At 69.1% G+C, this 12,789-nt stretch carries 10 protein-coding genes; 7 read left to right on the top strand and 3 right to left on the bottom strand.

Annotated elements, in window-relative coordinates; translation table 11 throughout:
- The first annotated feature begins 14 nt into the window (after positions 1-14).
- The 3 genes from NXI30_27075 (at position 15) to NXI30_27065 (ending at position 2,681) form a co-directional block, all read left to right on the top strand.
- Positions 15-599 (top strand): NUDIX hydrolase, encoded by a 585-nt coding sequence (locus NXI30_27075; GenBank protein ID MCR9097899.1) that lies wholly within the window; start codon positions 15-17, stop codon positions 597-599.
- A 264-nt stretch (positions 600-863) separates the two neighbouring features.
- Complete coding sequence (locus NXI30_27070) at positions 864-1,319, top strand: hypothetical protein (protein ID MCR9097898.1); 456 nt, start codon at positions 864-866, stop codon at positions 1,317-1,319.
- 66 nt (positions 1,320-1,385) lie between these two features.
- Entirely contained in the window at positions 1,386-2,681 is a 1,296-nt protein-coding gene (locus tag NXI30_27065) for a M18 family aminopeptidase (protein ID MCR9097897.1), read from the top strand.
- Positions 2,682-2,796: 115 nt separating this feature from the next.
- Here the strand turns inward: NXI30_27065 and NXI30_27060 are convergent, their stop codons facing one another.
- The 3 genes from NXI30_27060 to NXI30_27050 all read right to left on the bottom strand — a co-directional run bounded on the left by NXI30_27060 (position 2,797) and on the right by NXI30_27050 (position 6,184).
- Positions 2,797-4,440, bottom strand: a complete 1,644-nt coding sequence (locus NXI30_27060; protein MCR9097896.1) for an acyl-CoA/acyl-ACP dehydrogenase — start codon at positions 4,438-4,440, stop codon at positions 2,797-2,799.
- Between the two features lie 335 nt (positions 4,441-4,775).
- Positions 4,776-5,621 (bottom strand): hypothetical protein, encoded by an 846-nt coding sequence (locus tag NXI30_27055; protein MCR9097895.1) that lies wholly within the window; start codon positions 5,619-5,621, stop codon positions 4,776-4,778.
- A gap of 233 nt (positions 5,622-5,854) precedes the next feature.
- Positions 5,855-6,184 carry a DUF971 domain-containing protein gene (locus tag NXI30_27050; GenBank protein MCR9097894.1) on the bottom strand — a complete coding sequence of 110 codons (330 nt, stop codon included), beginning with the start codon at positions 6,182-6,184 and terminating at the stop codon, positions 5,855-5,857.
- 100 nt (positions 6,185-6,284) lie between these two features.
- Between NXI30_27050 and npdG the strand changes: the two genes are divergently transcribed.
- From npdG to sppA, 4 genes are all read left to right on the top strand, one after another.
- Positions 6,285-6,959, top strand: coding sequence for an NADPH-dependent F420 reductase (gene npdG, locus NXI30_27045; GenBank protein ID MCR9097893.1), 675 nt, complete (start codon positions 6,285-6,287; stop codon positions 6,957-6,959).
- A 105-nt stretch (positions 6,960-7,064) separates the two neighbouring features.
- On the top strand, positions 7,065-7,886 hold the full coding sequence (locus tag NXI30_27040; GenBank protein MCR9097892.1) for an enoyl-CoA hydratase/isomerase family protein: 822 nt from the start codon (positions 7,065-7,067) through the stop codon (positions 7,884-7,886).
- 771 nt (positions 7,887-8,657) lie between these two features.
- Positions 8,658-11,543, top strand: a complete 2,886-nt coding sequence (locus tag NXI30_27035; protein ID MCR9097891.1) for a vitamin B12-dependent ribonucleotide reductase — start codon at positions 8,658-8,660, stop codon at positions 11,541-11,543.
- Between the two features lie 100 nt (positions 11,544-11,643).
- On the top strand, positions 11,644-12,753 hold the full coding sequence (gene sppA, locus NXI30_27030) for a signal peptide peptidase SppA (protein MCR9097890.1): 1,110 nt from the start codon (positions 11,644-11,646) through the stop codon (positions 12,751-12,753).
- The last annotated feature ends 36 nt before the right edge of the window (positions 12,754-12,789 follow it).

Genomic DNA, 12,789 nt, shown 5'->3' with positions numbered 1-12,789 from the left:
GCTAGCTTTCGGCGATGGATCGCGAAGCCCTCGTCGGATTGCTGGATCGCTACGAGAAGCGCCACCCGGACGAGCGCGACACCCTCGACCGGATCCGCGCGCTGCTCGGGGCGCGCGACGACGCGTTCGAGCGGACCTGCTTCGAGCCGGGGCACATCACGTCATCGGCGTGGATCGTCTCGCGCGAATCCGGGGCGGCGCTCTTCACCCACCACCGCAAGCTCGAGCGCTGGCTCCAGCTGGGAGGCCACGCGGACGGCGAGACCGACGTCCTTGCTTCGGCCTTGCGGGAAGCGGAGGAGGAGTCGGGCCTCGAGGGCTTCCGGGCGCTGCCCGCGATCGGGGGGCCCGAGATCCTTGACGTGGATGTCCACGAGATCCCGGCGCGGAAGCACGAGCCGGCCCACGAGCATCACGACATCCGCTTCCTGCTCGAAGTCTCCGATGCACAGCCGATCGTCCGCGCGGACCGGGAGTCGAAGGAGATCCGCTGGTTCGCGCCGGAGGAGGTCGCTGCCCGCTTCGATGAGGAGAGCATCCTTCGCATGGCGCGGAAAGCGGCGGAGTGGGCGGCGCGCTTGCCCGTCGGGCCGAGCTGAGGCACGTTCTCCTCAACCGGCGTTTGAAAATCGGGTGCGAACCCGATTGCGGACTCCCGGGGGGTGGATCCAATCTTCCCCTTTCGGGTTCCGACCGGTCGACCCCCCCTTGCTTCGCGAGGCCCTCGTCCCCGTGATTGCACGCTCTAGCGGCTCTCAGAGTCGCTAGGAGACCGTGCACATCGTCACAGTATGACGGCATGGACTTTGCGATCATTGGGAGTGGTATTATCCACTCACCTTGAGGGGTCGGAGGTCACCGCCATGTGCCGCCGGATCGCCGGACGCATCAGGACCGGAAATCGCGCTTCCGCGTGGGCGACGGGGTTCGCTCGCGGGGCGCTGGGCGCGCTCGCCCTGTCCCTCACCCTCTCCGCGCCCGCTGGTGCGGACCCCGCCAGCCCTGCCCGGGCCGCCGGGGACGAAGGGAAGATCGCGCTTCTCCAGGTCCCGCCGACCCGTGCCAGGACCCTCGACACGCTCCTCATCGTGCCGCCCGGCACGACCGACGAAACCGCTGCGCAGCGGACCGACGCGTCCCTCGCCGCCGCGGTCGCGCGCGGCGGTGATCGCCGCGTCGCCGCCACGGGCTTCCGCAAGCGGAGCATCGACCTCTTCAGCCACGAGCGGCCCGTCGAGTTCGGCGAGCAGGAGATGCTGCTGCGCCTCCGCCTGCGGGCGAAGTCCCGCGAAACGATGTCCGTGGAGCTTCGCTTCTAGCGCGGCGAAGGCGGCGCGTCCGCTCCCCGCGCTTCGTCTCGTGGGCGGTGGCTATGCTCCCGCCCCATGACCGACCGCGTTCAGGATCTCCTCTCCTTCATCGACCGATCGCCCACGCCCTACCACGCCGTCGCGGAGTCCGCGGCGCGCCTCGAGGAGGCGGGCTTCGCCCGACTCGAAGAGGGCGACCCGTGGTCGCTCTCCGCGGGCGATCGATGTTATGTCGTTCGCGCGGGGGGCTCGATCGCGGCCTTCGAAGTCGGTCAGGCGGCCCCGGCCGAGGCCGGCTTCCGGATCGTCGGGGCGCACACGGATTCGCCGAACCTGCGGATCAAGCCCGAAGCGGACGTGAAAGCGCACGGCTATCGACAGCTCGCCGTGGAGCCCTACGGCGGCGTCCTGCTCCATACCTGGCTCGATCGCGACCTCTCGCTGGCCGGGCGGGTGACGCTCCGGAGCGGCGACGGAACCGAGACGCGGCTCCTCGACTTCGCCCGTCCGCTCCTGCGCGTGCCGAACCTGGCGATCCACCTCTACCGCGAGATCAGTATGGAGGGGCTCAAGCTGAATGCCCAGCGCCATCTCGCGCCGCTCCTCGGGCTCGGTGACGACGGGGCCTTCGTCGATCTCCTGTGCGCGGAGCTCGCCCGTGAGGGTGCGATGGTCGAGCCGGAGGACGTGCTCGCGTGGGACCTGATGGCCTACGACTGCCAACCTTCCACGGTGTCGGGCGCGGACGGCGAGTTCATCCATGCCCCGCGCCTCGACAACCTGGCGTCGAGCCACGCCGGAGTCTGTGCGCTGACCGCCGCCGCCGACGCGGGTCCCGCCGATGTGACCCGCGTCGTCGTCCTCTACGACCACGAGGAGGTCGGCAGCCGGAGCACCCAGGGCGCCGGAGGCTCGTTCCTCGAGGACACGCTCCGCCGGATCGCGAACGCGGCCGAGGGCGGCGCGGACGCGATGGAGCGCGCGGTCTCGCGGTCCTGGCTCGTGTCCGCGGACATGGCCCACGCCATCCATCCGAACTACGCGGATCGCCACGAGCCCGGCCATCGCCCGACGATCGGAGCCGGGCCGGTCATCAAGACGAACTCGAACCAGGCCTATGCGACCGATGCCGAGACGGCGGGCTTCTTCTCGTCGCTCTGTGCGCGCGTGGACGTCACGCCCCAGAACTTCGTGACGCGCAGCGACCTCGGCTGCGGCTCGACGATCGGTCCGATCTCGGCGGCGCGGGTCGGGATCCGCACCGTCGACGTGGGCAACCCGATGCTGTCGATGCACTCGATCCGCGAGATGGCGGGGACGGCGGACGTCGCGCCGATGATCGACGTGATGATCGAGCACTTCCGGGGCTAGTCGCGGCGCTTCACGGCGGGTCTCCGCCCGAAACGTGAACGCCCGCCGCCGGACGAGCCGGCGACGGGCGTCGAGGTCGCTTCGTCGCCTCCTACCCGAGGCGGGGGACGCGGGCTCAGGCCGAGAGGATCGCCCGGCCGATCACCTTGAGCTCGAGGATCGGCTTCGTGCCCTCGAAGATCGGGAGGACCGTCGCGTCGACCACGTAGCGGCTGATCGGGTACTCCTCGGCGTAGCCCCAGCCGCCGTGCATGACCTGCCCCGCCTGGGTCACGGACACGGCCACGTCGCACGCGAGGAGCTTGGCCTGGGCCGCGAGCGGGCCGGCGGCTCGCTCGTCCTCGTCGAACGCGCGCGCGGCGGCGTAGGTGATCGCGCGGGCACCGGCGGTCTGGGCGATCATGCGGCCGAGGGTCCACTGGGTCAGCTGGAACTCCGAGATCGGAACGTCGAACTGCTTGCGGTCGACGACGTACTTGGCCGTCTCTTCGATCGCCGCCTGGGAGAGACCGCAGCCGCGGCCGCCCGTCTGGAGACGGCCCGCCGCGAAGCCGGCCATCTGCAGGTAGAAGCCGCGGCCTTCGCCGCTCGCTTCTCCGACCAGGTTCTCCTTCGGGACGAACCAGTTCTCGAAGTTGAGCGTGTAGGAGTGCATGCCGCGGTAGCCGGGCGTCGCGTCCGCCTTGCCCGCGAGCTTGCCGCCGTGGGGCTGGCTGAACTCGAACGCGTGATCGCGGGTCGACTCCTTCGGCACGACGAAGAGCGAGAGGCCCCGCGCGCCGGACTTGGGATCCGAGTCGGTCCGGAGCAGGACCGCGAGGACGTTGGCGCGGCCTGCGAACGTGCACCAGGCCTTCGGGCCGTCGATGAAGTAGCCCTCGGCGCCGTCGAGCTCGCCCTTGGTCGCGCGGCACTTCACGCCCGCCACGTCGGAGCCGATGTCCGGCTCGGTCACCGAGATGCCCGCCATGATCTCGCCGCTCGCGAGCTTCGGCAGCCAGTGCTGCTTCTGCTCTTCCGTTCCGCCGCCCATGAGGGCCTTGGTCAGGATCTCCGGGCGGGTGATCAGGGAGCCCGCTGCTGCGAGGGACGCGCGCGAGAGTTCCTCGGTCGTGAGGATCATCGCGAGGTTGCCCATCTCGACGCCGCCGTACTCTTCGGGGATCGAGAGACCGAAGAAGCCGAGCTCGGACATCTTCTCGATGAACTCTTCCGGGATCGTGAGATCCTGGCGATGGATGTGCTCGGCGTGGGGCATGACCTCGTTGGCGCCGAACTCCCGGACCTGGTCGCGCACCTGCTCGTGCATCTCGTCGAGGACCCAGTCGTTGCGGCCCGCGGTCGCCGCGGCCTCGGCGCCGATCTCCCGCAGCAGGGACTCGGCGGTCAGCCGGCGGAGGGCGGTTCGTACGTCGGCGGTGAACGTCGACTCGACCGCGCCGTCGCCGATGCCGAGATCGTCGACCGCGAGGGAGAGCCGGTCGCGCAGGTTCGTCATCAGCTCGCCGACCGCGGCGATCATGACCTTCTCGCGCATCGGCGTGAGGTGGCCGTCGGCGGCCCAGGCGTCGACCTCCTTCATCGTCTCGTGCGCGGCGACCGCTTCCGTGGCCGCGTAGGCGACGCGCTCGGTCAGGACCTGATGGTCGTCGATCTTCTTGCCGTTCTCGGTCAGGGCCTTGGCGGCACCGACGGCATCGGCCAGCAGCTTCGAGCCGGCGTCGAGGACCAGTCGGGCATCGTCGAGGGAGGCGGTCATCTTCGTTCTTCTCCTGCGAGTCACGGGCCGGACCGCGGGTGGTGTCGCACCGGGGGTCGGCATCGGGACGGGCTCCGGCAGCAAGCGCTCGTCGGGGCGGGTCGATCGTGGCTGGGTCGGTCAGGCTGCGGTCCCGCGCGGCCCCGCGAGGGCTGTGCGGCGGGCCGGGCGGGTCCGCGTCGCGCGGCCCGCACAGCCTGCATCGGGGCCGGGAGGGCCGCGAGGCGCGCTGAGCATAGCGTGCGGGGAAGGGCCTGGAGCGGCGGGAGCCCGCGTCTGGTGGGGGACTGGCGGTCAGAGCGCCACCGGCAGGCCGTGTGCAGCCCGCGCCCGATCTAGCGCATGAGCCGGCCGATCGCGGCGACCGTCGGCGCGGCACCGAAGAGCAGATCGAGCTTCCGACCTTCCTCGCGTTCCCGGACCCAGCACACCCCGCCGGCTTCCGCGGCGAGCACGCGGGTCACCGCCGCGTCCCAGGGGTTCAGGTCGCAGTCGATCATGGCGTCCGCCGCGCCGGAAAGGACGAGCATGTGCCCGAAGGCGTCCGTGTATCCGCGCAGCTTCGGGACCGCGCTCGCCAGCGCGTCGAAGACCGGTCGCAATCCGGAGAGATCGAAGCAGAAGAGGTCACCATGGCAGACGAGGGCCTCCTCGAGCGCGGGCCCATCGGAGACACGGATCGCAGTCTGGCCCTCGGCGCTCCGCCGGGTGATCCCGCGGCCGCGGGCGCCGGCGATCCGGTCCCCCGTCGCCGGCAGGTCGATCACGCCGACCACCGGCTCGCCGTCGACCACGAGTGCCACGAGCGTCGTGAAGAGCGGGATGCCGCGGGAGAAGGCGATCGTCCCGTCGATCGGGTCGATGATCCATTCCCGGCGCGGCCCCTCGCCCCTGCCTTCGCTGGCGCCGAACTCTTCGCCCAGGATGGCGTCGTCGGGGAACGCTTCGGCGATCACGGCGCGGATCGCACGCTCGGCCTCGCGGTCGGCCTCGGTGACCGGGGAGCCGTCGCCCTTCGTCTCGACGGCGACGTTCCGGAAGCGCGGGAGGATCTCCTCGCGGGCGCGGTCGCAGGCGCGGCCGGCGACCTCGAGGGCGAGGTCGAGATCGGCGTCGCTGACCGTCGCGGCGCCAGAGGTCGCGAGGACGAAGCCCGCCGGCAGGTTCGTGCTTGTGTCCATGCAGACTTTCTGATCCTCGTCGCCGGGGACGTCCGGCCTCGGCGGCCTCGACCCGGCGCAGGACCGGTCGAACGGGAAGCGCACTCGCCGGTCCCTCGGCGAGGCCGCCCGATCATAGCCACTCGAGCCATCGCTCCGCGGACCGCGAAGGTCCACTCGCCGAGCGCCCGCAGGCGAAGGATTAGCCGAGCGCCCGCAGGCGAAGGATTAGCCGAGCGCCCGCAGTCGAAGGATTAGCCGAGGGGCTCGAGGAGGCCGTCGTCGGCGAGCCCGCGGAGGCGCTCGAAGGGATAGATCCCGGTGTCGTGGCCGTCGCTCCACGCGATCTGGATCGCGTAGCGGCCGACGGGCTGGATCCCGCGCGGTGCCACGTCCGCGGGGACCTCCTGCGGATCGAGGAGCGGGTTGCCGCTCCACTCGTCCACACAGTTGGCGCAGGCGCAGGCCAGGCGGAGCGCTCGGACGTCGATCAGGCTCTCACCGCCGTCGGCCCAGCCGATCGCGAGGGTCCGCGCATCGTGCTGCTCGATCCGGCTCGGGACGTGGGCGTCTTCGGGAGGCATGCCGGCAGTCTAGAGGGGCTTGCCGGGCGCCGCCGCGCCGGGGCGTGCGGGACCCGGAAGTCGGGGCCGAGCCCGCTCGCAGCTGTTAGAGTCCGCCGCCATGAGTGAAACGATCGCGATTCTGGGTGGTACCGGAGACCAGGGCCTCGGCCTCGCTCTCCGCTTCTGTCAGGCCGGCCGCAAGGTCATCATCGGCTCCCGCAAGGCGGACCGAGCCGTCGAAGCCGCGGAGAACGTGCGCTCCCAGGTCGAGGGGGCGGACGTCGAGGGCTACGGCAACGAAGAGGCCACGGCGAAGGCCGGGATCGTGATCCTCTCCGTGCCCTTCGAGCACACCGCCGGCACGGTCAAGGGCATCAAGGAGTCCCTCTCCGAAGGACAGATCGTCGTGTCGATGGCGGTGCCGCTCGCGACCGCGATCGGAGACGGCGCCGTACGGACGGTCGGAATCTGGCAGGGCTCGGCGGCGGAGATGGTGCAGTCGCTCGTGCCCAAGGGCGTCGAGGTCGTGTCCGCCTTCCAGAACGTCTCGGCCCATCGCCTCCAGGCGCTCGGCGAGCCCGTCGAGTGCGACGTCGTCGTGTCGGGGGCGAAGGCGCCGCGTCAGAAGATCATGGACCTCTGTCCCCTCGTCGACGGCCTGCGTGCCCTCGACGGCGGTCCGCTCTCGAACGCGCGGGTCGTGGAGGACATCACCGCGCTGATCATCGGGCTGAACATCCGGCACAAGGCCCCCGACGGCCTCGGCATCCGCTTCACCGGCCTGCCGGAGTAGCCGCCCGCCGGCGACGCCTGCTCGGCCTGTTCTCCGCGTCCGGATCGGTCTCCGCGCGATCCCGTACATTGGTCCTCCGCGCAATCCAGTGCGCAGGAGGATCCGATGAGCGCTGCCGACGATCGCGACCGCTACGCAGACTTTCCCTCGCTTCGATTCGAGCGCCCCGAAGAGGGTGTGCTGAGGATCGTGCTCGACGCGCCGGGACTCAACTCGGTCAGTTCCGAAATGCACCGGGAGCTCGCCGACGTGTGGCTCGCGGTCGACCGCGATCCGTCCGTGCGCGTGGCGATCATCCAGGGCGAGGGCAAGGCCTTCTCCGCGGGCGGGAGCTTCGAGCTGATCGAGGCGATGCTCGACGACTTCGAGCGACGCGCCGTGATCCTGCGCGAGGCGCGGGATCTCGTGATGAACGTGCTGAGCTGCAGCAAGCCGATCGTCTCCGCGATTCACGGCCCAGCGGTCGGCGCCGGTCTCGTGGCGGCGATGCTCGCCGACGTCTCGATCGCCGCGAAGGACGCGCGGATCATCGACGGACATACACGACTCGGTGTCGCCGCCGGTGACCATGCCGCGATCTGCTGGCCCTTGTTATGCGGAATGGCGAAGGCGAAGTACTACCTCCTGACCTGCGAGACGCTCTCCGGCGAAGAGGCGGAACGGATCGGGCTCGTCTCGCTGTGCTGCGAGCGGGACGAGCTCCACGACCGCGCACTCGAGGTCGCGAAGACCCTGGCAACCGGAGCCCAGAGCGCCATCCGGTGGACGAAGCACACGCTGAACCACTGGTACCGGATCATGTCGCCGACCTTCGATGCATCCCTCGGCTACGAGTTCCTCGGGTTCACGGGGCCCGATGCGGCGGAGGGCCTCGCCTCTCTGCGCGAGAAGCGGGATCCGGTCTTCACGGGGCCGACGAGCGAGTAGGGGGGCGCCGGGCCGGCGCGATTCCCCTCTGGGGGCCGATTCTCGATGGGCGCTTCCCAGGAATCCCCGATCCCGGCTTTTTTTTCGCCTGGGGCCAGAAAACCCGTGCGGAATCAGTAGCTTGCAAACATCGTTTGGCACTACCCTGAAACTCCTTCAGATCCGGGCCCTTGCGCCGCCCGATTGAAGCGGCGCGGCAGTCACAATACGGCGTTGCCTACTAGCCGTTGTGGTCCCCCGGCCCGTCGGGCACAATATTTTGTGTGTTTCCGGTTGACGTCCGTCAGCGATCGGGCAGAATCGCTCTCCAACGGGGATGTGAGGTTCCTCCTGTAGCCTGGGGGGGTCGCAACTTGGTGGTTGCGGGGAGGAACACGAACTTCGAGTGGGGGGAAGCCAAGCCGGGACTGACCGGGAAGCGACGGGTGCCGGATAATTCCGTGTTATCGGGCACTCGAAACGACCCGGGGTCGAGATTGCGCTGCGCGCGCGACTCGAAGGCCCGGTGACGAGCGGAACGCCATACAAGGTTCGGGGGGCGCCGGGATTCTTCTCGGCGCCCCACTCATCTGGCGCCGCGGCGTTCATCTAAGTCCTCGAAAAACATAGGTTTCGGGCGAATGCGGCCATCCGGCAAACAGTTGCCGGGAGCGCATCTTCAGGACCGCCCGCCGAGCTCGTACTCCGGAGGGGAGGCTGGGTTCGAGAACCGACAGCGGCGTGACGGACCAGGTCAAGCTTCGGCACGCTGACGAAAGCTTGGGGGTAGGCATGAGCGAAGATCTCGAGACCGGAACGGCCAGCGTCGACGCAGCCGAGGCACCGGAGACTTCATCCAATCCCCCGGCTTCGCGGTCGCGGAAATCCACCAAGCGCTCCGCTTCGGGAACCGGCCTCACGATCGAGCGTCACTTCACCGTGGACGGGATCGACCCCTTCGACACGGTGGAGTGGGAGCTCCGCTCCGCCACGATCGGGAACGAGAAGGGCGAAGTCGTCTTCGAGCAGAACGACGTCGAGATCCCCAAGCCCTGGTCGCAGCTCGCGACCAACGTCGTCGTCTCCAAGTACTTCCGCGGTCACATCGGGACCCCCGAGCGCGAGACCTCCGTCCGCCAGCTGATCGGCCGCGTCGTCGCGAAGATCCGCGAATGGGGTGAGCAGGGCGGCTACTTCGCGACCGAAGAGGACGCCCGCGCGTACGCGGACGAGCTGACCTACCTCCTCGTCCACCAGAAGATGGCCTTCAACAGCCCCGTCTGGTTCAACCTCGGCGTCGAGAACACGCCCCAGCAGGCGAGCGCCTGCTTCATCAACTCCGTCGAGGACACGATGGAGTCGATCATGGACCTCGCGAAGACCGAGGCCATGCTCTTCAAGGGCGGCTCGGGCACGGGCAGCAACCTCTCGACGATCCGCTCGTCCAAGGAGCAGCTCGCGGGGGGCGGGACCGCTTCGGGCCCCGTCTCCTTCATGCGCGGCTTCGACTCCTTCGCGGGGGTCGTCAAGTCCGGCGGCAAGACCCGCCGCGCGGCCAAGATGGTGATCCTGAACGTCGACCACCCGGACGTCATGGAATTCGTCAACTGCAAGGCGGACGAAGAAAAGAAGGCGTGGGCGCTGATCGAGGAAGGCTACGAGGGCGGATTCAATGTCCCCGGCGGTGCCTACGACTCGGTCTTCTTCCAGAACGCCAACCACTCCGTTCGTGTGACCGACGACTTCATGCAGTCCGCCGAGATCGGTGGAGCCTGGCAGACGAAGGCGATCACGACGGGCGAGTCGGTCGAGACGCTCCGCGCGGACAACGTCCTGCGCGAGATGGCCGACGCGGCCCACGTCTGCGGCGACCCGGGCATCCAGTACGACTCGACGATCAACCGCTGGAACCCGGTCAAGAACTCGGGGCGCATCAACTCGAGCAACCCCTGCTCCGAGTACATGTTCCTCGACGACACGGCCTGCAACCTCGCCAGCCTGAACCTCATGACCTTCGTCGCGGCGGACAGCGGCGCGTTCCAGGTCGAGGACTACCGGCGCGCGGCGGGGCTCACGATCCTCGGTCAGGAGATCGTCGTCGACTACGCCGACTACCCGACGCCGCAGATCGAGCGCAACAGCCACTTGTACAGGCCGCTCGGCCTGGGGTACGCCAATCTTGGCGCGCTCCTGATGGCGAATGGCCTCGCTTATGACAGTGACCAGGGTCGGAACGTGGCCGCTGCCCTCACTTCGCTCATGTGCGGCGAGGCGTACCGGATGAGTGCCGAGATCGCCGAGGCGATGGGCGCGTTCGCGCGGTACAAGGCGAACCGGAAGCCCTTCCTCGAGGTGATCGAGATGCACCGCGACGCGGCCTACGCGGTCCCGCCGGCGGGCGTCCCGAAGGACCTGCTCCAGGCCTCGCGCCAGAGCTGGGACGCTGCGCTCGAGCTCGGAACCGAGCACGGGTACAAGAACGGTCAGGTGACCGTCCTCGCGCCGACCGGCACGATCGCGTTCATGATGGACTGCGACACCACGGGCGTGGAGCCGGACATCGCGCTGGTCAAGTACAAGAAGCTGGTCGGCGGGGGCTTCCTCAAGATCGTGAACAACACGGTTCCGATGGCGCTCCAGAAGCTCGGCTACGCGAAGCACGAGATCGACGAGATCGTCGCCTGGATCGACGACAAGGAGACGATCGAGGGGGCGCCCGGCCTGAAGGACGAGCACCTGCCGGTCTTCGACTGCGCCTTCCGGGCCCAGAACGGCGTGCGCACCATCCACTGGATGGGCCACATCCGCATGATGGGGGCGGTCCAGCCCTTCCTCTCGGGCGCGATCTCCAAGACGGTGAACATGCCGGAGGACGCGAGCGTCGAGGACATCATGGAGGCGTACACCGAAGGGTGGAAGCTCGGCCTCAAGGCCCTCGCGGTCTATCGCGACGGCAGCAAGCGGACGCAGCCGCTGAACGCCGGCCGAGACGTCGAGGAGACGACGGACGCGGGCGAGGTCGTCGAGCTGGATCAGTACCGGCCTCGCCGCCGAAAGCTGCCGGACGAGCGCGTCGCTTCGACCCACAAGTTCTCGATCGCGGGTCACGAGGGCTACCTCACGACCGGGCTCTACGAGGACGGCACGCCGGGTGAGATCTTCCTGAAGATGGCCAAGGAGGGCAGCACGGTCTCCGGTCTGATGGACACGATCGCGACGATGACGTCGATCTCCCTCCAGTATGGGGTCCCGCTCAAGGCGCTGGTCGACAAGTTCAGCCACACGCGTTTCGAGCCCTCGGGCTTCACGAACAACAAGGAGATCCCGATCGCCAAGTCCGTGATGGACTACGTCTTCCGTCATCTTGGCAACCGCTTCCTGGCGGAATCGGTTGCGGACGAGACGGATGGCGAGGTGGAAGACGCCGGCACGCCGGTGCCGATTCAGATCCAGCCTGCAGCGACGCAGCCGGCGCCGGTCGCGGCGGCGGGGGCCGTCGCAGGCGGATCCGGCGACGCTGCGACGCTCGCCGGCGGAGGTGCAGCCGGGAACTCGACCCAGTCGAGCTTCGTGAACCAGGCCGACGCCCCGTCCTGCATGGACTGCGGATCGATCATGATCCGCAACGGCGCCTGCTACAAGTGCCCGAACTGCGGCAGCACGAGCGGCTGCTCGTAAGCGGAACGACTCATCCGTTCGCGCTTGGCGCGGCGGATCCGTTCGCGCTTCGTGCGAACCGGGGGAAGCCTGGCCGCGGCGCTGAGGTAGGATCCGGGTCATGACGAACCGGATTCTCCGCCGAAGCCCTGCCGCAACCCACGAATCGAAGGACCCCGGACGGCGACGTCCGGGGTCCCGTTCGTTTCGGACCCTGACCGCCCTCTGCCTGGCCGCCGTCCTCTCCCTCGCGAGCACGGGCTGTGTGAGCCTCGACATCCTGAGCCTCGGCCCGGATGGCCCTCCGGAGCAGTCCGTCGTGGCCGGGACCGCCGGCCCGAAGATCCTGCTGCTCGAGATCGACGGCGTGATCAACGGGGCGGATACGCCGTCGTTCCTGGGCTCCACGCCGAGCACGATCGCCCGCGTGCGGACCGTCCTCGACCTCGCGCGTCAGGACCCGGAGATCAAGGGCGTCCTGCTCCGGATCGACAGCCCGGGCGGGACCGCGACGGCGAGTGAGCAGGTCTATACCGAGATCCTGCGCTTCAAGAAGGAGAAGGGCGTCCCCGTCGTCGCCCAGCTCCTCACGACCGCGGCCTCCGGCGGCTACTACATCGCGATGGCCGCCGACGAGGTCCAGGCCCATCCGACGACGGTCGTGGGCTCGATCGGCGTGATCTTCACGAGCATGAACTTCGCGGGGCTGATGGAGAAGCTCGGGATCGAGGACCAGACGATCACCGGCGGCGAGTTCAAGGACATCGGCTCGCCGTTCCGCCCGCTGACCGCGGTGGAGCGCGCGCAGCTCCAGTCCATCGTCGACGATCTCCACGCGCGCTTCCGCGAGGTCGTCGATCGTGGCCGGCCGGCGCTCGACGCAGAGCAGGTCGCCGTCCTCGCGAACGGCCGGATCTACTCCGCGCCCCAGGCCCTCGAGAATGGCCTCGTCGACCGGGTCGGCGCGATGGAGGATGCGGTCGGCCTGCTCTCGGACCGGATGGGGGCGCCACGGGTCCGCGTCGTCGCCTACCACCGCCCCAACCGCGCGCGCTCGAACTACTACATGCAGGCACCCGGGCTTTCGGGTGGTCCGTCCTTCTCCGGAGCGCCCCCCTTCTCGGGGGTGCAGCCGCTCGACGCCGCGACGATGGGGCAGACGCTCGCGCCGCTCCTCGCCCGGCCGGGATTCCATTACCTGTGGTGGCCGGGGCTCGGCGGACTTCGTTAGCCGGCTTCGCTGGCCGGGGATCGGCGGACTTCGTTA

The organism is bacterium (assembly GCA_024742285.1).
In the GTDB taxonomy this organism is placed as follows: Bacteria; Myxococcota_A; UBA9160; order UBA9160; family UBA4427; genus UBA4427.
Note: the sequence above shows the minus strand (reverse complement) of the source record. Positions and strands in the feature narration are given on the sequence as shown.